Source organism: Pseudoalteromonas sp. SG43-8, assembly GCF_014164245.1.
GTDB classification, from domain to species: Bacteria; Pseudomonadota; Gammaproteobacteria; order Enterobacterales; family Alteromonadaceae; genus Pseudoalteromonas; species Pseudoalteromonas distincta.
Genome location: NZ_JACJEX010000003.1, coordinates 315,285 through 336,325 on the forward strand (window position 1 = coordinate 315,285; position 21,041 = coordinate 336,325).

A 21,041-nucleotide genomic window follows, 5' to 3' on the forward strand; every position below is an offset into this window, starting at 1 on the left:
TCTCCTCACGTAGTTATATAACGAGCCTGTTAACAGGCAGAAAATAGTTGGTTAAATTAGTAAAAAAGGAGCAAAATCAACTATTTTTGTCCTTGTTTAACAGCCTGTTATGCATTGTTTACCCTACAGTCAATTGTTGCGTTAATCTTTGGTGGGTAGACAGAACCAAACTGACTATGCGAGCCATAAGTACCCATTTTATATTTTTTTACGTATATATCACTTGGTTTGCATAACTCTTTTCCTTTGAGCTCTACCAATTCGAGCATATCTGTTTCATTGAGATCGGTATGACCAAGAACCTCAATTGAATACGTCCCATCAGAGTTTTTGCTTACATCGCTATATTGGACTATGACACCTTTATAAGTTTTCATACCAACACAACCAGAGATTATTAATATGACTAAAGGTAGATACTTTTTCATGCTTATCCTTAAACACCTAACAGCTTATTGAACACCACTTTGGGGATTTATAGCACCCCAAAACGGCGTATATTACAGTGTTCAATAATTCCACTAAATAACTTTAATGTAAACAAGTAATTAAATATGTTACAAAAAGCCCTTTATTATTTTTCACCAAAACGGTGTTTAATAATGTTATTGGACAAAACAAAAATAGAGCTTTATTTATGTAGCTACCTTTACAACCATAATTTACAAACGGACGGATACTAAGGGCTAGTTAAGGCTTATTGAGGCTTACTTATACTGGTTTAGCATTTTTATACGCTTTAATAGTTGGCGTTTAGACTTGTTCGGTGAAAAACTCGAGTAAAGAACAAAAGAAAGTTGTAGGAAAATTTTGGCTTTATGTATTTAGCGCGTAATTAGCTAAAGCATTGGTGAGATAAGCGAGCCATAAACATATTGATTGATACAGACTCGCTGAGATATTTATGATAAAAACGAATGAGTGAGGTATTTACTTTACTTCAAAATTCACATGATCAAAGTATGGGTTTTTCTCACGCGCTTTAAGTATACTAATTGTAGTGAGCACAATGAGTTGCAACTCGCTATTTACGCTAACAACTATGCATTCGTCTCTATTAGCATTGCGCTTTGTGTCAGTTGCTATCCCGCATACACCATCACCATTTTTTAATATAAGCTCAATGCTTAAATGGTGCATACAAGCAATTTCGATGTAGTCGTATTGGTTGCAACTGATCATAACGTCCTCTTTATTTAGTCGGTTTAAAAACCATTAAAAAAGCAATAACAACAAGGTTGGCTATATACCACAAATCTTTAATTACAAATTGCCCTAAGCGTTCCAGTAAAGTGGAAGAGCTAAATGCACCGGTTGCAGTAATTAAGAATGTTTGGGTCATCATAAATACGCTAAGCCACTTACAATAATTAGCTTTTTATTATTTAAAAATAACCCTAAGCCCAATAACACAGCAAATAATACATCAAACCCGCCAATCACGTTAGACGCGCCTTGTACGCTAAATACCGTGTATAACCATGACATAAACGGTGAGGTTTCTACTAAACTTACAATGCCTTTTGCTTCAAATTCATAAAACTTCATGCCGCCAATCCACAATAAAACCATAGCAACCGGTATAAAGTTTAAAAGTACGTGTTGTTTGTCGGTAAGTTTGTCTTTATAAAACAAAAACAAATACAAAGGCACTACAGCAAAGTATTTAATTATGCCCTGCCCGCTACCAATGATTGGAAAGCCGCCAAGTTGAGCCATCCAACGGTAACTGGCAAACAAGGTAAGTAATGCAACTAAACTTATAATTGCTGCAAGTAAAAGTGCTGGCGTAGGTTTCATTAGTTTAAGGTGAGCGAGCACGGTGGCAAACGCTAAGGCAATCATAAAGGAGCCACTAATTAAACCTAATGCAGATACAGACATTAGCGAGTCAACGCCATAAAAACTAAACGTAGCCCTTAACGTATTAGGGTTTGATCCTAACGCAAACGACAAGCCAAGTAGCAAAAAGCTAGTCGTTAATAAAAAAGTAATCACGTTATTGGTTAGTTTTAAGTTCATTGTATTTCCAAGTATTCGTTGAGGTTTATAAAGACCTTACGAACCTATAAAACAATTCAAGCTAACTCTTAAAAATCAGAGTTAATTAAGCACACTGTAAGCTCTTATCGGGTAATGTAATCAATCACTTTAGTTTATAGTTTATTTCCTCTTTATTAATAAAATTAAATAAGTCTAATATTCATATGATGTGCGTCATCTTTTTTATTATTAAATGAAGTAGAATAACGTCGCCTTTTCAATAAACAGAATGCAAGCATTTCTAAAACTTAGGGATATTTTAATGAAGGGTACTGATATTCGAGTTACCTCTGGACTGATTTCTATAGCCATTGTTTTACTACTTTGGTTTGCTGTACCGCCTCCGCAAGGTGTTACCGAAAACGCATGGCATTTGCTCGCTTTATTTATTGGTACTGTTGTTGCCATTATTGGTAAAGCAATGCCTATTGGCGCCATTGCTATTTTAGCTATTACTTCTGTTGCGTTAACCGGCGTAACTAATGACAGCCCATCTGGCGCTATTAAAGATGCATTAAGTGGCTTTTCTAATTCATTAATTTGGTTGATTGGTATTGCTATTATTATTTCTCGGGGTTTAGCTAAAACTGGTTTGGGAAATCGTATTGGCTATAATTTTATTTCTCTTTTTGGTAAAAAAACAGTTGGTATTGGCTATGCACTCGCACTTTCTGAACTTGTTATAGCACCTGTAACGCCAAGTAATACCGCGCGAGGCGGCGCTATTATTCACCCAATTATGAAGTCGATAGCAACAAGCTTTGGCTCTTCCCCTGAGGAAGGCACCTCTCGTAAAATTGGGCACTACCTTGCTTTAGTTAGCTACCATATAAACCCTATTACATCAGCTATGTTTATTACAGCGACTGCGCCAAACCCTCTAATTGTAAAACTGATTGCTGATGCTACCGGTGCAAATATCAGTATTACTTGGAGTACGTGGGCGCTGGCAGCGCTTGTTCCTGGTTTGCTATGTATTGCCCTTGTGCCTTTGGTTGTTTATGCCATTTACCCACCTGAAGTTAAAAGTACGCCCGACGCTAAAACCTACGCAGAATCTAAATTAACTGAAATGGGCCCAATGAGTTATGGCGAAAAAATAATGGTGGGTGTTTTTGCTATGCTGCTTGTTTTATGGGCCGGCGTACCTGCAATGATTTTAGGGGCTGACTACGCAGTTAACACAACCGCAGTGGCCTTTTTAGGTTTATCGGTTTTATTAGTGACTGGTGTATTAAGCTGGGACGATGTACTTAAAGAAAAGTCTGCGTGGGATACCGTTGTTTGGTTTTCAGCATTAGTAATGATGGCCACTTTTTTAAATAAACTAGGTTTGGTAACGTGGTTTTCAACACTTGTTGAGAGCAATATTGCGCAACTGGGCTTTGACTGGATTGTATCGGCCATTATATTGGTAGCTGTATATTTTTACGCTCATTACTTTTTTGCGAGTACTACAGCACATATTACTGCTATGTTTGCCGCATTTTACGCCGCAGGTTTAGCGCTTGGCGCTCCGCCTTTATTTTTAGGTTTACTGTTAGCTGGCGCTTCATCACTGATGATGTCGTTAACGCATTACGCAACAGGCACATCACCCATAGTGTTTGGCTCAGGCTATGTATCGTTAAAAGACTGGTGGGTAATGGGCCTTATAATGAGCGTTATTAATTTAAGTGTATGGGGAATTGTTGGCGGGCTTTGGTGGAAAGCACTTGGGTATTGGTAGTATTGCCTTTGTTAGCTTGGCTTGCACATTTAATACTGCGCACTTATCTTGATTAGTTCTACAAATATAAACATTAAGGCTGTTGCAAGGGAGCACTATGGTTTTTAAATTCATAAAAGCAGCATATTCAGACAGAGACTACTTATTAAGCCTCAGAAAACTAACTATGGTTGAACACTTAGAAAATGCCGGGTTATTTTTAACAGATCAACAGCATGTTTTAAGGCTTAATGATCAATATGACTGCTCCCATCTTATAGTTATAAATGAGGTACCAATTGGTACTTTAAAATACCAAACGCACGCTCAACACGTTGAAATAATGCAATTACAAATACATCCATTGCACCAAAATAAAGGGTATGGGAAAGCGGTTATTGAACAAGTTATTACAAGTGCGCAGTCAAAACCCATTAAACTCACCGTGCTTAAAAACAACCCAGCATTAGGACTTTACAAGCGGCTGGGTTTTACTATAACGGATGAGGATAATTACGAGTACCACATGCAAACGCGAGCTACTCGTAGCTAAAATTAGTCGCTTTGATCTCTGAAGTCTTTTTTTCTGAAAATAGTTAAATGCCAACCCCAATGCAAAGAGCCTAATCTTAAAAAGATAGTCGTGAAAAATGAGCCTAAAATACACCAAATGTAATCTACATTAAGGCTAAATAAAGCGGCATAAACTGCACCACCCGCTAAACACGCAGAGGCGTAAGGTTCGCTGCGCATAACAGTTGGCACCTCACGGCAAATTACGTCGCGTATTAGACCACCAAATATACCTGTAGTGATACCCATGGTAATTGCGACCACCATGCCAGAGCCATTAATGAGTGCTTTTTCTATCCCCATAATATTAAATAACGCCATACCCACAGCGTCTACCAATAAAAAGTAGTAGTTATTAACGCGCGGTAAGTATCGAATAAATGCAATTGTTGCTATAACGGCCCCATAGGTTGAATATAAATACTCTGGGGTAGCAATCCAAAATACTGGTTTGTTTAAAAGTATATCTCTGAGGGTACCGCCCCCTAATGCTGTAACGGTTGCAACCACTACGACGCCAAAGCCACTAATGTTTTTTTCATACCCAAGCAATGCCCCTGCAACAGCAAAAAATGCAACACCGAGTAACCCTAGTACCATAAAGTATTCAGCAGTCATGGTAATTCCTTTTTAAAGTTTATTAGGAGTTGTATCAACTTACGTGCCAAAAAACTAAGTAAATACAAATAAACTCATAATTTAAGTAACTGAAATTTATAAGCTTATTTCATTTATTAAAAAATATTAGCTATGTGATATTTAGTGAAGGATTAACAAGAGTAATTATTTTAATTATGGGTAGTTTTTACACGTTAAAGTACAGAGGGATTTTGTTACAGAGTTGCAGTCGAGCACTTTTAAATTTTAAGCAAAAATTAAATGAACAATAAAGCTATTACCAATATTACAAAAATAATAGGCAATATTGCATGTTGCCAGTTTTGTTCTTTATTTTGATTATAGAGTGTTTGCATTGAGCTTTTATCATTATTGGTAAAACTATGCTGGCACTGCATACAGTTTTGGGCTTTTATGCTCACCCAAGTACCACATTTAATACATGCGTAACACCTCGACAGTTTATCAAACTCGTTTGTGTTCCTAAATATTCTCATTTATCACCTCATTGATTTTCGCCGCAGTAAGAAACCCAATGAATAATATATGCTCTTTAAATTCATTGTTACTTCTTTACTTTATTCAATAATTTTTACATTTGGAATGTTTTGTAAAAGGTAGGATTTTAAAGATTCAAACGCATCTTTATTAAAAATAAACTCAGTTGTTTTACCATCAACTTGATTATACGGTAGTGCAAATACACCGTGCCTTTTAGTTTTGTCGATGACAACTTTGTTAATATCGTTAATATTAAACACTTGCTTATAAACGTATAATATTTGCCCCTCAACGCGTACAGCCTTTAACGGGCTTTGCTCAACATTGCGCGAACGAATAAACACAAAATATAAAATAACGGGAAATAAAAACAGGTTAAGCGCTTGCAAACTAAAAGGTTTATCTATCAATACAATATATGTTGAGTAACAAATTAAAGAGGCCGCTAGTGCTAAAATTAGCTGTGTGTTGTTTTTCATAATCATCCTTGGTTACTAGTCAAAAAAATCGGTAAGGTTTTTTAATTATATTACCAATTTAGCGAAATACGCCATTGTGTAACTTTTGCTAATCAAACAGCGTTTGATACATTATTAAATCCGCAATAAAATATTATGCTCTCGCTGATGAGTAAAGTTCATCTAAAGTGTAGGTAGAAAAATCTATTTCAGAGTCCATGAAAAAAATCCGTCATATAGTGTTATTAAAAAGCAATCTAACACAACTAATTTAAGCTATTCAATTGTTTAAGATTATCAAATAAAAAAACTACTAAAAAGTAGCCTTTAATTATTAATTACCCTTCAGCTTTTTAACTGTGCTGCCTTTTTAAGCGCCCACCAACCAATTACTAAGCTCATTAATATACGTACAGGAAAGTAAATAACAGCTGGTAGGCCAAATAACCAATTGGCAAAGCCTTGTGGCATTACATAAAATGCGACCCGCTTCACCCAAAATATAAACTCAACATACTGCGCTAAAAAGTCATTAAGCGATAAGCTTAGTAGCGCTAATTCATTACTTATTAGAACACATAAGGCATATAAACCAAGCAGACCATCACCCATACTACCAATATAAGATGAGTAGCCTATAAATAATAAAAAACTGCGCATGGTAAGTCCTTCTTAGCTGTACCAACAAGTTAAAATACAAACTAGCTAATCCAAAAAATATTAAAAATGGCTTTGTTAATTGCACCCTTTAGACGTTTTAACTAATTGAATATTATTAACACTTGCATGTACTCCACAGTAAAACATGTAGTTAGAGCAATGATAGTTTTCATCCATAATATTCAAACCATTCTCATCAAATTCTAGCTCAAACTTACAGTTAATATCGTATTCGGGCTCTTGCTCTTCAAACACCAGTTTTTTACCCTTTAGTACTAAAGGTAATGGTTCTGTCGTCCCTTCTAACGGAGCTGTGATAGTGCAAATATGAAAGTTAAAGCCCCAGATAAGACCTTCTGTAAAATATCTATCGTCTTTTTTAAATATATTTATATAGCTCGTTTTTAATTTAAAACGCTCATCACTTTCGCTACCATCGTCGTTGAGCATAGGGGTCGCGCTAGTTATTTTGTCTGTTCTTGAATAGCATCCTTCAAATGAGTCTGCATGTGAATATCCACTAAAGACCGCACTTGCTAGCATAAAAGCTGTTTTAATCATCACTCGCTCCTTGCTGTAACGTTAAGTTCGCTCAAAAAAACGCCCTGTATCGTCTGTCATTTTTACTGGTAAACCGTTACCAACCATAAAGTGATAAAAACGCAAATCATCAATCAAGTCAGGGGCTGATATTTCTATGTCTCGGTAAGTCGCGTCTCTAAATTTAAACCTTAAGGTATGCTCAAACCGCTTCGTTTGACAGTAAAGTAGTTCTTCTAGCTCAGATACCTTTATATTTATACCAAGTAATTTAAATTCACCATTGGCAATATCAATAGCTTGTGATTGCTTATTATTTGTAGATAGCCATTCAATAACCACTCCTAAAGAAGATAATCCAAACAAATATAAAAACTGATGCAATAAAGGTTTTTCGTTAATTACTTCCATGTAAAATAGCAAAATGACAATAAATAATGCTGATAAAGCCAAACTATAGACTATTTTAAATCCGGGTAGTTTTTTTGCCTAGGCAAAGCTGCCATAATTAATATCCTGATTAATCTACATAACTCACTTTTGTTCCCGCTAAATGATCATGTAAACATCGTTTATCTTTTCCAAATATAAATAATGGATTAACAAAACCAGCTATAAACTGACCTACCGAAGGGACAAGTGATAATAGTTGCATACAAAGCATCCGTTTAAAGTAAATTGTAGTAAAGCTTGCTTGTGTACCATCTAAATTTTCAATACGGATAGACATTAAAGATTTACCAATTGTTTGTCCGCGTTGGTACATAAGGTAACCATGAAGCACTAACGTGCTTAATATGCCATAACCTAACAAACCTGCAGATAAAGTAAGTGTTGGTTGGCTTAAATTATCAAACCCTACAAGTATGAATACAGGTATAAAACAAGCAACACCTAAAACGCCATCAACAATAGCAGCCACTAGCCTATCTGAGCGCGTTGCTTTTTCTCCTGCTACTTTTGATACAATATTTTCAGATGGGTTCTGTGCTTCTCGCGTTTCAATTAAGTCGTCTATTTCTTTTGCTCGTTCTGGGTAAGCTTCGCGATCTATAGCTCTCGCTGATGAGTAAAGCTCATCTAAAGTGTAGGTAGAAAAATCAATTTCAGAATCCATGCAAAAAATCCATATAGTGTTATTAAAAAGTAATTTAACACAATTAATTTAAGCTATTCAATTATTTAAGATTATCAAATAAAAAAGCTACTAAAAAGTAGCCTTTAATTATTAATTAAATACCATTCAATTTGCTGTTAAAAATGCCATTTAACTAGTAAGTTTGGATTATGTTCGGTTTGCCCATCTACACCAAATTTATTTTTCCAATATACATACTCAACACCCACATCAAGGCGGCCTGTATCTAAGCCGAGCATAGGAGCAATGTTGTATTTAATCTGTGAGGTAAAGTTAAAGCCACCTTCACTTTTACCAAACATTGTGTCGGTGCTATCTACAATATCTAAAAAGCCATCGTATCTAAAGTTACCTTTGTTATAGCCCCACGTGACTGTTATTTGGTTATTATCTTCACGTTGAATACCTATATCATCTTGAAAGCGACGATAATAAGCCACATTAAAATATTGAAAGCCAGGTACATCAAGTGATACACCGCCCCCTAATAAATAGTTATTTTGATCCGTATCTCCCGAGCCATACTCTGTTTGTAGGCCTAAAAACACCTCTTTAACAAAGCTATTTTGTGGCTTGTAAAGAGTAGGGTTTATGTTTAGCTCACCGTACACTTCATCGGGATTACTTAGCCTATCCATAAAGAAGAACGTACTGCCCCATGTATGTCCCGATGCATGCTCTATAGTAACAACACTTCTATCATCTTCAGTACCTGAAAACGGCTCTAGGTAGTCGGCTCCTGTCATTGCGGTAATACTAAAATCAGACCAAAGCTCTTTAGCCGATATACCTGTAGAGCACATTGCAATTGCAGTTACTAATGCTAATTTTTTTATTGTTTTGATTTTCATTGTTAATCCCTTTTATGATTTTTATTAGTTTAGTTAAGATGATCCGTACTTGCTGAGTAATTTTCTGGTAGTACCAACGTCATTATTATTGCGGTGATACCCGACACCGTCACTGCGCTACCAAATATGGCAGTAACTAACTTAGGTGCGTTTGCAAACAACTCCGGTACAAAACTAACACCTAGCCCTAGTCCCAAACTCACCGCAATAATAAGTAAGCTTCTGCGATTTATTTTTTCGCTGGCTAGTATTTTGACCCCTGCAGCTGCTACGGTGCCAAACATTACAAGCGTTGCACCGCCCAAAACGGGTTTAGGTATATTTTGTAATACAGCGCCAATCACAGGAAACAAACCAAGGATGATTAAAATACCGCCGATCCACAGGCCTATGTACCTGCTGGCAACACCTGTTAGCTGAATAACCCCGTTGTTTTGACTAAAAGTAGTATTTGGAAAAGTGTTAAATAAGGCCGCAATCATCGAGTTAACGCCATCACCTAGAATACCACCGCGTATGCGTGCTAAGTAAGTAGGCCCTCTAACAGGTAACTTAGAAACAGCACAATTGGCAGTAATATCGCCTGTCGATTCAATTGCAGTAATAAGGTATAAAAAGCCAAAGGCTATGAGTGCACCAAAATCAACATTAAAGCCGTATTTAAAAGGCAGTGGGATAGCAATTAGGTCAAATTCACCTAATTTAAAATTAGCGATACCTAATACAAACGCAAGTAACCAGCCAAGTATCATTGCAACTACCACAGCCGTTAGCCTCACCCATTGGTTTTTACTTGCATTAAGCAGCACCACTAAAGCAACAACCGAAAAACCAACAATTAAGTTGCTCGTTGAAGCAAATTTTTCAGGCATATTAGTAAGTAGCCATTGCCCGCCACCTATATCAGTCATGCCTACTTTAATTAGGTAAATACCAATAGTAGTGATGACCACACCAGTAACTACTGGCTTAATTATTTTGCCTAATTTACTAATAAAAAAACTAATAAATACTTCAACAAAAGCGGCCAAAAAGCACACTGCAAATATAGTGGCAAGGACCTCGTCGTTATTGCCTCCGGTGGCTTTAACGGTAAAGCCTGTTGCTAAAATAGTCCCTAAAAAGGCAAAGCTTGTACCTTGCACACATATTAATCCTGAACCCACAGGGCCAACACGCCGCGCTTGTATAACCGTGCCCACACCAGATACAAATAATGCCATACTAATTAAATAAGGTATTTCAGCAGCTAAACCAAGCACACCACCAATAATAAGCGTGGGTGTAATAATACCTACAAAGCTTGCGAGTACGTGCTGTAGTGCGGCAAAAAATGATTCAGTTACGCCTGGTTTGTCATCAACTGCATATATAATATCGTCAGACGAGCTTGTATTTATTGACATATAAACCTCTACGTTTTGCGAGTTAGCCACTGTATTTGTCTAAGTGATTAACTCATTGTTATTGCGTTAACCGCTTATTTAAGCTGCCCTTCAACGCCCTCAACATAAAAATCCATACCCAACAACGTTTTGTCGTCTATTGTTTTACCCGCATCAATAATCAGCTCACCTTGCTGATTTTTTATAGGGCCAGTAAATGGATGAAATTCACCTTTACCAATTTTCTCTGAAATAGCATTTACTTCACTTACTACATCACTTGGAATGTCTTTACTTAGCGGCGCTAAGCGAGTCATCCCTGAGCCTATCCCTTTCCATATATCTTGCGATTGCCATTTATCGTCAAGTACTTGCTGTACGCGCTCTGCATAAAATTCATCCCAGTGATGAACCGCAGCTGTTAAATGTGCTTTTTTACCGTATCCGCTCATATCTGAGTGGTAGCCAATAGCGTAAATACCAGCGGCTTGCGCTGCTTGAAGTGGTGCAGGCGAATCAGTATGTTGGGTAATAATATCAACGCCTTGATCTATTAGGCTATCGGCAGCTTCGCGCTCTTTACCCGGATCAAACCAGCTATTAACCCACACTACTTTTACTTTTGCATTAGGCTTTACTGAGCGCAAACCAAGCGTAAATGCATTTATACCGCGTATTACCTCCGGAATAGGAAACGCAGCAATATAACCAATGCTGTCGGTTTTACTCATGTGCCCTGCAATAACACCTGTTAAGTAGCGTCCTTCGTAAATGCGATCAAAGTAAGTGCTTACGTTTTTTGCGCGTTTATAGCCTGTGGCATGCTCAAACTTTACATTAGGAAATCGTTTAGCCACTTTAAGTGTTGGGTTCATGTAGCCAAACGACGTGGTAAATATTAAATCGTGCCCGCTTTTAGCCAGTTGCGTAATAACACGCTCTGCATCCGCCCCTTCTGGTACGCTTTCGACAAAAGTGGTTCCTATTTTGTCGCCAAACTTTTCTTCAAGGTAGTGGCGGCTAGAGTCATGTGTATAAGTCCAACCGGCCTCACCTATGGGGCTTACATATACAAAGCCAACTTTTACGCTATCTTTTGCAATAGCAGATGCGCTTATGCCTAAGCTCAATGCAACCCCGAGTGCTGTTATAAGTTTTTTCATTGTTATTCTCCGTGTTATATTTTTAATATCCTGTTGAAGCAGGTGATTTACCTTATTGATTTTGTAATTAATTTAATGACCCTTGTGCCAAGGCTTACCTAGCCACATGGGTTCGTACATTTTTAATTTTTGTTTATTTTTGCTGAGCATAATCAGTACTATAAGCGTTGCACCATAAGGCAACATGGCCAGTAAGTTAGACTCCACAGCCCACCCAAAAGCCTGTGCCACTAAGTGCATAATGCTGGCAAAGCCAAATAAATAAGCGCCAAGCATTACGCGCTTAATACGCCAGCTTGCAAACACCACTAAAGCAAGGGCTATCCAACCTCGCCCTGCCGTCATGTTTTGAGTCCAAAGTGGTGTATAAGCCAACGACAAATATGCGCCCGCAATGCCAGCCAGTGCGCCGCCAAACATTACGGCTAAATAACGTGTACGCATTACAGGTAATCCTAAGTTATTACCCACACTTGGGTTTTCGCCAATAGCTCGTACTGCAAGCCCTGCTCTGTGGTATTTAAAAAACAAATACGCACCAAGCACTAAACCCCAACTTAAATACACAATGGCGTCTTGCGAAAATAGCGCTTTGCCTAAAACCGGAATATGCTCAAACCCTGTAATTGCTAAAGTAGGTAACGCATTAATGGTTTTTCCCTCATAGTCGGCCCCTAAAAATGCCGAAAGGCCTGTACCAAAAATAGTCAGCGCCAAACCTGCCGCTACTTGGCTAGCATTTAAATTAAGTGCTACAAAAGAAAAAATAAGTGAGGCCATAACCCCGACCAAAGCAGCTACTGTAAAACCAATAAATAGGTTGTCGCATTGGTACATAGTTATAAACCCTGCCACTGCGCCAAGTAGCATCATGCCTTCTTGCCCTAAATTTAAGGTGCCGCTTTTTTCGCATACCATTTCACCCAGCGCCACCAGCAATAAGGGGGTGCCTGTACGAATAGTGGCGTATAAAATATTAGTAATTACATCTAATTCCATGATTTAAGACTCCTGTGCAATATGTATTGGCTGCGCTTTTTGTTGTTTAAATGGCAGCGTAAATCTAAGGCGATAAGTAATAAGCACATCGCACGAGAGTAAATAAAACAGCATTAACCCCTGAAAAATACCGGTTATAGCGTTAGGTAATCCCATGTTAATTTGCGCAAGTTCACCTCCCATATAAATAAGCCCCATTAGTAAGCCCGCAAACGTAATTCCTACTGGGTGGAGTCGCCCTAAAAAAGCAACAATAATGGCGGCATAGCCATAACCAGGTGATATTTGCGGAACTAGCTGCCCAATAGGCCCAGCTACTTCGCCCGCTCCAGCAAGCCCCGCCAAGCCCCCGCTAATAACTAGCACTCCGGCAATTAATAATGCTCGCTTGTAACCCGCCATTTTGGCCGCGGATGCATCAAGCCCAAGTACTTGTATTTGAAAGCCTATAAAGGTTTTACTAATAAAAACCCATGTGGCGCATAGCGCTAATAACGCAAACGCCAGGCCTAAGTGCAATCGAGTACCGTCGAATAAAACAGGCAATAGCGTGCTTTCGCCAAACAATGCACTTTCAGGAAAGTTATAACCGTGAGGATCTTTGAGTGGCCCATGAACAGCCCACAGCAATACATTTACTGCTATGTAGTTGAGCATTATGGTGACTAAAATTTCATTGGTGTTTAAACGCAGCTTCATAAAAGCAGCAAGCCCCGCCCACAACATGCCACCAGCAATACCAGCGAGTAATGTAAGTGGCATTGCAAAAGCACTTGTTGAGTCAACAAAGTTAACGGCTACAGCACTTGCACATACACCACCAATAAGCAGTTGCCCTTCTGCGCCTATATTCCAAACCGATGCTCTATAACAAAGCGCTAAGCCATAGGCGCATAGCAAAATAGGAATAGTCATTACAAGTAGCTCAGTTACACCATACCAATCGGCAACAGGTGCTATAAGCAATGTATACAGGGCATTTAAAGGATCATGCCCTAATAAGGCAAACACCACGTAACCGGTTATTAATGTGAGTAAAATAGCTAAAACAGGAGAGAGATAACTCCAAGCCGGTGAGCGTTCAACACGTGGTTCTAACTTAATCATACGAGTGCCCCTTGTGGTGTGTGTACTTTAGGCTGGTTATTAAAAACATCGCTAAAGTCGCCAGCCATCCACTGCCCTAACTGCACAAGCGGTACGGTATCGGTATTTATAATAGGAGACAGTTTGCCATCACAAATTGCGCCAATGCGGTCGCAAATTTTATAAAGTTCGTCTAAATCTTCTGAAATAACGAGTACCGCACACCCTTCATCGCGAAGCTTTAAAATAGCTTCATGTATCGCCACTTGTGCGCCTATATCTACACCCCAAGTAGGGTGCGACATAACGAGTAGTTTTGGGCTTTGCTCTACCTCGCGACCAATAATAAATTTTTGTAAATTACCACCTGAAAGGCTAGCTGCATGAGTGCGAAAACTTGGCGTTTTAACCTTGTATTTTGTAATGATTTTATTAGCAAGCTCAGTAATTTTTTGTTTTACTAAAAAGCCATTTTTAACCAGCCCATTATCAAAACTAGTAAGCAGTGCATTTTGTGCTAAATCCATAGTGGGCACAGCTCCTCGCCCAAGCCTATCCTCTGGCACACATGCAAGCCCAAGGCGGCGCCTTTTTAGCGGGCACAGTGCATCAACTAAGGTATTTTTAAATTTAATGGCGTTACTACTAGCTTGAATTTGCTCCCCCGAAAGCACTTTTAATAACTCTTCTTGTCCGTTGCCAGCAACACCCGCAATCCCCACTATTTCGCCTTGCTGTACTGCAAAGTTAATGTTTTTAAGGGGTGTTTCAAATAACGCTTGTGCGGCGGTGGTTAGATTATTAACGGTTAAAAAATCCGCAGTACCCAAAGCTCTGCGAGTTTGGTTACTAATTGGCGTGTTGTCGCCTACCATCAGCCTAGCAATTGACTCACTAGTTTCGTTTTTAGGAATACAATGCCCGCTTACTTTCCCGCCTCTCAAAATGGTCGCACTGTCACATAGCTCAATCACTTCGTGCAGTTTATGGCTAATAAACAGCACAGAGCAGCCTTCTTTTTTTAGTGACTTTAGGGTTTTAAATAATGCATCGACCTCTTGTGGAGTCAGTACTGAAGTGGGTTCGTCTAAAATAAGTAACTGAATATCTAATAATAAGCATCTAACAATTTCTACTCGTTGGCGCTCGCCAGTTGAAAGTGTTGATACCAGTCTATGGGGGTCTAATGGCATACCATAACGTGTTGATGTTTTCGTAATTCGACCTGCAAGCGTGCTGCTATGCCCTGCTAAATCACCTAACGCTAGTTCAATATTTTGGGCGACCGTAAGTGTTTCAAATAACGAAAAGTGCTGAAACACCATTCCAATGCCTAAATCACGCGCATCAGCAGGCTTTTTTATATTCATTATACGGCCGTTGAAAAACATGTCCCCTTGGTCAGGTTTAACCACACCATAAAGCATTTTCATTAATGTGCTTTTACCTGCACCGTTTTCACCTAATAAGGCATGCACTTCACCATGCTTAATTTTTAAGGTTACGTCATTATTGGCTATACATCCGGGATACTGCTTTGTCATTCCCTGCATAGTAAGGCGGTATTTATTATTCATTATTAGGGCCTATTTGTACTTAATGAGCAATTTAACCTACTCAAAACATCAACTGACCAACCGGTCAACAATGGCATGGTAACTGCAATATACTTACCAAGATGAAAAAGTATTTTTCTTACCCGTGCGCAAACAACAAGAAAAAACATACGCCAAGCCTTTATGTATCAGGGCTTTATAAAAATTAAGGGGGTCTGTGTGATTCAGTTTTTATTAAATAACACGCCAATTGAAGTACAAGAATGTTCGCCAAGTCTCACCATTTTGGACTGGCTACGCACCAAAAAAGGGAAAGTGGGCACCAAAGAAGGGTGTGCAACTGGCGACTGTGGCGCGTGCACAATTTTAGTGGGTGAAGAGCGTATAAATGCAAACGGGCAAACTAGTTGGCAATACAAAACAATGAACAGCTGTTTATTGTTATTAGGTAATGCGCATGCAAAACATATAGTAACGGTAGAAGCTGTGACTACTGGCTTATACCCAAACTTAACCGATTTACACCCCGTACAACGTGCACTGGTGGAGTGCCATGGTTCGCAATGTGGTTTTTGCACGCCCGGTATAATAATGAGTTTGTTGGCTCTTTATATTAATGAGCCTACGTACCCCGGTAAAAAAGCGGTTATTCATGCACTTGGCGGTAACTTGTGCCGTTGTACAGGTTATAGCCCAATATTACTTGCAGCCGAAAAAGCCTATAGCTATGAGCGTAAAGCTGAACCTTACTCAGCAATGGCCGCCCAATTTAAAGCATCACTTAATACGCAATATGATGGCGATATTCCATTTTTAAAAAATGGTCCTCGCAAATTTTACTTACCACAAACTGCTAAGCAGCTTGTTGAGCTAAAAGCGCTTTATCCTTATGCACATTTAGTTGCTGGTGGCACCGACTTTGCCATTGAGCTTAGCCAAAACATGCTCTTACCGGATGTAATTATCTCCCTTAGCCAAGTAAAGGATCTTTGCACCTTGGCAGATAACAACGGTGAGTTACACATTGGTGCAGCACTACCTTATAGCCAATTTGTTGAGGTGTTTTATAACCATTACCCAGAGTCAAAAGAGCTATTTGAACGCTTAGGCTCAAGCCAAGTACGTAACAGCGGCACACTCGGTGGCAGCATAGGGAATGCCTCTCCTATTGGCGATCCAGCTCCCCTTTTAATCGCTCTTAATGCATCAATGGATTTATTAAGCAGCGCTGGTACGCGCACTATTAAAGTTGCCGACTACTTTATTGATTACAAAAAAACGGTTCTTAAAAGCGATGAAGTAATTAGCAAGTTCACCATTCCAAAGCGCCCAGAGTCACTAAAACTGGCGTGTCATAAAATATCAAAACGCTTTGAAGACGATATATCTACCGTGTGTTTGGTGCTTGCTATAGAGCATTCACAAAACATGATTACTCAAGCCCGCTGCGCTATGGGCGGTATGGCAGCTATTCCTAAGCGCGCGCAGCATATTGAGCAAAAGCTGATATCTCAATCATTACAAGTGAGCACTTTTATAGACGCAGCAACGGCTATTAACGATGACTTTACGCCCATGAGCGATGTAAGAAGCAGTGCGCATTACCGCACCACGGTAAGCAAAAACTTATTACAACGCATTGGTATTGAGTTTTGTGAGCCGCAAGCAAGCAACAATAACAACATTGCCATTACGAGGATCTCACATGCGTCACTTTGAAATGGATAAACTAAAAGCGCAAGGTGGTAGCGTTGGAGAATCTAAATATCACGAAAGCGCTATTAAACAAGTTTGTGGCAGTGCAAATTTTGCCGACGATAACCCTGAGCCTTACGGTTGCCTGCATGCATACCCAGTGCTCGCCCCTATTACAAGCGGCTTTATTAAATCAATAGATACCAGTCACGCACTGGCAGTTGAAGGCGTTAAACGTATTTTATCGGCCGAAGATGTTCCGGGTAAATTAGATATTGGCCCGGTATTTCCTGGTGATGTACTGCTGACCAGCCATGAAATTCAATACCACGGGCAACCTGTATTAATTGTCGTTGCCGACACCTATGAAATAGCGCGCCGCGCGGCACGCTTGGTGGTTATAGAGTGCGAGCAAACTACTCCAATACTTGATATTAAAGAAGCCATTAGCAAAGAGCATTGGGTAAGGCCGCCGCATTCACTTAACCGTGGTAACAGCGAAAACGCCATTAATAACGCAGCCCACCAGCTTAAAGGCGAAATAAGCATAGGCGGGCAAGAACACTTTTATTTAGAAGGCCAAATAGCGCTGGCGCAACCTGATAACGACGGGGGCATTCATGTTCAGTGCTCTACGCAACACCCTACTGAGGTGCAGCACTTAGTTGCTAAAATTTTAAAAAAGCCATTTAGCTTTGTAAACGTAGAAACCCGCCGTATGGGCGGTGCTTTTGGCGGAAAAGAAACCCAAGGCGCACCATGGGCATGCCTTGCAGCTCTTGCGGTTTACCACCTTGGCTGCGCAGTAAAAATGCGCCTAGCCCGTAGCGACGATTTTAAATTAACCGGTAAGCGCCACCCGTTTTATAATCACTATCATGTTGGTTTTGACGAAAATGGTTTAATAGAAGGTGCCGACATTACCGTAAACGGATTTTGTGGCTACTCGCCTGATTTATCAGATGCAATTGTAGACCGCGCCATGTTTCATGTCGATAACGCCTACTACTACCCAGCCGCCACAATTAAGGGTAATCGCTGTAAAGTAAATACCGTAAGCCATACCGCATTTAGAGGATTTGGTGGCCCGCAAGGCATGATTATGGGCGAGCTAATAATGGACGATATAGCCGCCAAATTAGGTAAAGATCCGCTTGAGATCCGAAAACTCAATTTATACAAAAAAGGCCGCGATACCACGCCGTACCATCAAACCGTAGAGCAACATATTTTAATAGATATGATTGCTCAGCTTGAGGAGTCGGGTGACTACTGGGCACGTAAAGAGGCTATTAAAGCATTTAACGTATCGTCACCTATTATCAAAAAAGGCCTTGCGATGACGCCGGTTAAATACGGTATATCGTTTACCGTACAGCACTTAAACCAAGCCGGTGCACTCGTACATGTTTATAGTGATGGCTCTATACATTTAAACCACGGCGGCACCGAAATGGGCCAAGGGCTGAACACCAAAATTGCGCAAATTGTGGCCCATGGCTTTGGGGTCGATTTTAACGCGGTAAGTATTAGTGCTACGCGTACCGACAAGGTGCCAAACACATCAGCAACAGCGGCCTCAAGTGGTACCGACTTAAACGGCATGGCGGCGCTAAATGCAGTAAACACAATAAAAGAGCGCTTAATAAACTTTATTACCGAGCACTTTGAAGTAGACAGCAACACTGTTGTATTTAAAGATAACCTCATTACTTTTAGTAAAGGGGAAATTAGCTTTAGCGAACTTGCAAATCTTGCTTACATGAATCGTATATCGCTTTCATCTACCGGTTATTACGCCACACCAAAAATTCATTACGACAGAGCCAAAGGCGAAGGCCGTCCGTTTTTTTACTACGCTCACGGCGTGGCACTCAGTGAAGTAGAAGTAGATACCCTAACTGGCGAAAACACGGTAACTCGCGTTGATATACTGCACGATGTAGGCAGTTCAATTAATCCAGCACTTGATATAGGGCAAATTGAAGGCGCTTTTGTGCAAGGCATGGGCTGGCTAACAACCGAAGACTTACAATGGAATGATAAAGGCCAGCTAGCAAGCTTTGGCCCAGCCAACTACAAAATACCAGCCATTGGCGATACCCCGGCCGAATTTAACGTCAATCTTTATAACTCAGCAAATCCAGAAACCACCGTGTTTAGATCAAAAGCCGTAGGCGAGCCGCCATTTATGTTGGCCTTTAGCGTGTGGAGTGCCATTCGTAATGCCATAAGCAGTGTGGCTGATTACAAATACACAGCCCCACTGGATACACCCGCAACCCCAGAGCGAGTATTGAGTGCAATTGAGCAAACCGCTAGCTGGTTTAAGGAGCATCAACATGACTAATTTAAATGAGTCGTTTCAGGGTTTTCATACGCAAAATTGGGCGCAGGCTATAAACGAGCACGAACAAAGCGGCACTAACTATGTAATTGCCACGGTACTTGGCACCAATGGCTCAACCCCACGCGGCACAGGCTCTAAAATGGTAATAAGCGGCGAGCATATTTACGACACCCTTGGCGGTGGCCATCTTGAGTACGTAGTAATAGAAAAAGCCCGCGAACTACTTTCCAAAGGCGAAGCCGCCCAAGTAATAGAGCAATTTAACCTAGGTGCAAATTTAGGCCAGTGCTGCGGCGGGGCTGCCACCGTTATGCTTGAATGCATGCAATGCGAGCGCTTTACCCTCGACATTTATGGCGCAGGCCATGTAGCACAGGCGCTTGTTGGTATATTGGCACAGCTGCCTATGCGCATACGCTGGATAGATAGCCGCGCAGATGTATTCCCACAAGCTATTCCAACTAATGTAGTAAAAGTGATTGATGAAGAGCCAACAGAACAAGTAAAACGTGCGCCTAAAGCTAATAACTACTTAATACTTACCCATAACCACCAGCTCGACTTTGCACTCACCCAAGCCATTATTAAACGCGCTGATGCCAATTGGCTGGGCGTTATTGGCTCTGACACTAAAGCAAAACGCTTTAAGCAGCGCCTAGCACATCGCGATTTTACAGCCGATCAAATACAGCAAATGACCTGCCCTGTTGGGCTTAATAACATTACGGGCAAATTACCAATGGAAGTGGCTATTTCGATTAGTGGACAGCTAATTGGCCTTTATCAGGCTATGCAAACCCAAGCACCAAAACGCCAAGGCTTGCAATGGCGCACACTAAAAAATGCCTTAATTAGCACCACACAGGAGGAAGTAGGCGCATGAGCAGTTTACAAATAAATACGCTAAATGATGCACAAGTAAAACAAGCACTTGAGCATTGCTGCGCGGCCCCTAACTGGGTGGCGGGCATGGTAAAAGCAATGCCATTTAAAAGTGCTCAGCAGCTGTTTGAATGCGCACAAAGCACATGGGATAACCTCGGCGAAAGTGACTATTTAGCTGCCTTTGAAGGCCACCCGCAAATAGGCGACTTATCAACCCTTAGCAAAAAATACGCTGCTACCGCACAAAAAGCGGGGCATGAGCAATCGGGTATGAGCAAAGCAAACGAAGCCGTACTTACCAAAATGATTGCCCTCAATAAAGAGTACCTGAACAAGTTTGGCTTTATTTTTATTGTGTGCGCCACCGGTAAAACGGCCGAACAAATGCTCGAACTCATAGAGCAGCGCATACACAACACCCGCAGTACAGAGCTAAATATAGCCGCGGGCGAACAAGCCAAAATAACAAAAATAAGATTGGAGTCACTGCTATGAGCAAAAGCCCTATAACTACCCATATACTTGATACAAGCACCGGAAAACCAGCAGCAAATGTTGCTGTTAAGCTATTTAAACTTACAAATAACGAATGGGTACAACTAACCCAAGGCAAAACCGATTCCGATGGGCGAATTACCGATTGGCTAAATACAGAAGTAGAATTTACAACCTATAAGCTAGTATTTGATTTAGATAGTTATTACCAAAACCAACCTACCCCTGCGTTTTACCCAGAGGCGCAAATAACGTTTAGATTACAAGATACTAAACATCACCATATTCCGTTGTTGCTTAGCCCGTTTGGCTACTCTACATACAGAGGTAGCTAACT

General features: G+C 40.2%; 21 protein-coding genes and 1 pseudogene. 7 read left to right on the forward strand and 15 right to left on the reverse strand.

Annotation, left to right across the window (positions count from 1 at the left end; all coding sequences use genetic code 11):
• Positions 1–107 precede the first annotated feature (107 nt).
• From H5122_RS08985 to H5122_RS08995, 3 genes and pseudogenes are all read right to left on the reverse strand, one after another.
• Positions 108–428 carry a hypothetical protein gene (locus tag H5122_RS08985; protein WP_182671972.1) on the reverse strand — a complete coding sequence of 107 codons (321 nt, stop codon included), beginning with the start codon at positions 426–428 and terminating at the stop codon, positions 108–110.
• Positions 429–930: 502 nt separating this feature from the next.
• Positions 931–1,182 (reverse strand): Rho-binding antiterminator, encoded by a 252-nt coding sequence (locus tag H5122_RS08990; protein ID WP_033028485.1) that lies wholly within the window; start codon positions 1,180–1,182, stop codon positions 931–933.
• Positions 1,183–1,192: 10 nt separating this feature from the next.
• A pseudogene (locus H5122_RS08995) lies at positions 1,193–2,022 on the reverse strand (DUF417 family protein).
• A 283-nt stretch (positions 2,023–2,305) separates the two neighbouring features.
• Here H5122_RS08995 and H5122_RS09000 point away from each other — a divergent pair.
• Positions 2,306–3,772, forward strand: a complete 1,467-nt coding sequence (locus H5122_RS09000) for a DASS family sodium-coupled anion symporter (RefSeq protein WP_033038247.1) — start codon at positions 2,306–2,308, stop codon at positions 3,770–3,772.
• A gap of 97 nt (positions 3,773–3,869) precedes the next feature.
• Positions 3,870–4,304 carry an N-acetyltransferase gene (locus tag H5122_RS09005; RefSeq protein ID WP_182681493.1) on the forward strand — a complete coding sequence of 145 codons (435 nt, stop codon included), beginning with the start codon at positions 3,870–3,872 and terminating at the stop codon, positions 4,302–4,304.
• A gap of 2 nt (positions 4,305–4,306) precedes the next feature.
• Here H5122_RS09005 and H5122_RS09010 read toward each other — a convergent pair whose 3' ends face one another.
• The 12 genes from H5122_RS09010 to H5122_RS09065 all read right to left on the reverse strand — a co-directional run bounded on the left by H5122_RS09010 (position 4,307) and on the right by H5122_RS09065 (position 15,300).
• Positions 4,307–4,942: a trimeric intracellular cation channel family protein gene (locus H5122_RS09010; protein WP_004334621.1), complete on the reverse strand. Its 636-nt coding sequence runs from the start codon at positions 4,940–4,942 to the stop codon at positions 4,307–4,309.
• Positions 4,943–5,520: 578 nt separating this feature from the next.
• Positions 5,521–5,922, reverse strand: coding sequence for a hypothetical protein (locus H5122_RS09015; RefSeq protein ID WP_024595034.1), 402 nt, complete (start codon positions 5,920–5,922; stop codon positions 5,521–5,523).
• A gap of 324 nt (positions 5,923–6,246) precedes the next feature.
• A complete protein-coding gene (locus tag H5122_RS09020; protein WP_182681492.1) occupies positions 6,247–6,561 on the reverse strand; it encodes a hypothetical protein in 315 nt (104 codons plus the stop codon).
• 75 nt (positions 6,562–6,636) lie between these two features.
• The gene (locus tag H5122_RS09025; RefSeq protein ID WP_259395761.1) at positions 6,637–7,122 is read right to left on the reverse strand and encodes a hypothetical protein; all 486 of its coding nucleotides are present in this window, start codon (positions 7,120–7,122) and stop codon (positions 6,637–6,639) included.
• A 21-nt stretch (positions 7,123–7,143) separates the two neighbouring features.
• Positions 7,144–7,512, reverse strand: a complete 369-nt coding sequence (locus tag H5122_RS09030; RefSeq protein ID WP_182681491.1) for a hypothetical protein — start codon at positions 7,510–7,512, stop codon at positions 7,144–7,146.
• Between the two features lie 109 nt (positions 7,513–7,621).
• Entirely contained in the window at positions 7,622–8,218 is a 597-nt protein-coding gene (locus H5122_RS09035; RefSeq protein ID WP_149603507.1) for an RDD family protein, read from the reverse strand.
• Positions 8,219–8,355: 137 nt separating this feature from the next.
• Positions 8,356–9,090, reverse strand: coding sequence for a DUF5020 family protein (locus tag H5122_RS09040; RefSeq protein ID WP_182681490.1), 735 nt, complete (start codon positions 9,088–9,090; stop codon positions 8,356–8,358).
• Positions 9,091–9,119: 29 nt separating this feature from the next.
• The gene (locus tag H5122_RS09045; RefSeq protein WP_182681489.1) at positions 9,120–10,496 is read right to left on the reverse strand and encodes a uracil-xanthine permease family protein; all 1,377 of its coding nucleotides are present in this window, start codon (positions 10,494–10,496) and stop codon (positions 9,120–9,122) included.
• Between the two features lie 74 nt (positions 10,497–10,570).
• Positions 10,571–11,638, reverse strand: coding sequence for a BMP family ABC transporter substrate-binding protein (locus H5122_RS09050; protein ID WP_182681488.1), 1,068 nt, complete (start codon positions 11,636–11,638; stop codon positions 10,571–10,573).
• 72 nt (positions 11,639–11,710) lie between these two features.
• On the reverse strand, positions 11,711–12,637 hold the full coding sequence (locus H5122_RS09055; RefSeq protein ID WP_182681487.1) for an ABC transporter permease: 927 nt from the start codon (positions 12,635–12,637) through the stop codon (positions 11,711–11,713).
• Positions 12,638–12,640: 3 nt separating this feature from the next.
• On the reverse strand, positions 12,641–13,744 hold the full coding sequence (locus H5122_RS09060; RefSeq protein WP_182681486.1) for an ABC transporter permease: 1,104 nt from the start codon (positions 13,742–13,744) through the stop codon (positions 12,641–12,643).
• Positions 13,741–15,300, reverse strand: a complete 1,560-nt coding sequence (locus tag H5122_RS09065) for an ABC transporter ATP-binding protein (RefSeq protein ID WP_182681485.1) — start codon at positions 15,298–15,300, stop codon at positions 13,741–13,743. Before H5122_RS09065 ends, H5122_RS09060 begins: the two co-directional genes overlap by 4 nt.
• Before the next feature lie 198 nt (positions 15,301–15,498).
• Here H5122_RS09065 and xdhA point away from each other — a divergent pair, with 198 nt between their 5' ends.
• From xdhA to uraH, 5 genes are read left to right on the forward strand one after another with little or no spacing between them, the layout of a single operon-like run.
• Positions 15,499–16,998: a xanthine dehydrogenase small subunit gene (xdhA, locus tag H5122_RS09070; protein ID WP_182681484.1), complete on the forward strand. Its 1,500-nt coding sequence runs from the start codon at positions 15,499–15,501 to the stop codon at positions 16,996–16,998.
• Positions 16,985–19,324 (forward strand): xanthine dehydrogenase molybdopterin binding subunit, encoded by a 2,340-nt coding sequence (xdhB, locus tag H5122_RS09075; RefSeq protein ID WP_182681483.1) that lies wholly within the window; start codon positions 16,985–16,987, stop codon positions 19,322–19,324. The genes xdhA and xdhB overlap by 14 nt, the downstream gene beginning before the upstream one ends.
• On the forward strand, positions 19,317–20,207 hold the full coding sequence (gene xdhC, locus H5122_RS09080) for a xanthine dehydrogenase accessory protein XdhC (RefSeq protein WP_182681482.1): 891 nt from the start codon (positions 19,317–19,319) through the stop codon (positions 20,205–20,207). Before xdhB ends, xdhC begins: the two co-directional genes overlap by 8 nt.
• Complete coding sequence (uraD, locus tag H5122_RS09085) at positions 20,204–20,704, forward strand: 2-oxo-4-hydroxy-4-carboxy-5-ureidoimidazoline decarboxylase (RefSeq protein WP_024606698.1); 501 nt, start codon at positions 20,204–20,206, stop codon at positions 20,702–20,704. The genes xdhC and uraD overlap by 4 nt, the downstream gene beginning before the upstream one ends.
• Positions 20,701–21,039, forward strand: a complete 339-nt coding sequence (gene uraH / locus H5122_RS09090; RefSeq protein ID WP_182681481.1) for a hydroxyisourate hydrolase — start codon at positions 20,701–20,703, stop codon at positions 21,037–21,039. Before uraD ends, uraH begins: the two co-directional genes overlap by 4 nt.
• The last annotated feature ends 2 nt before the right edge of the window (positions 21,040–21,041 follow it).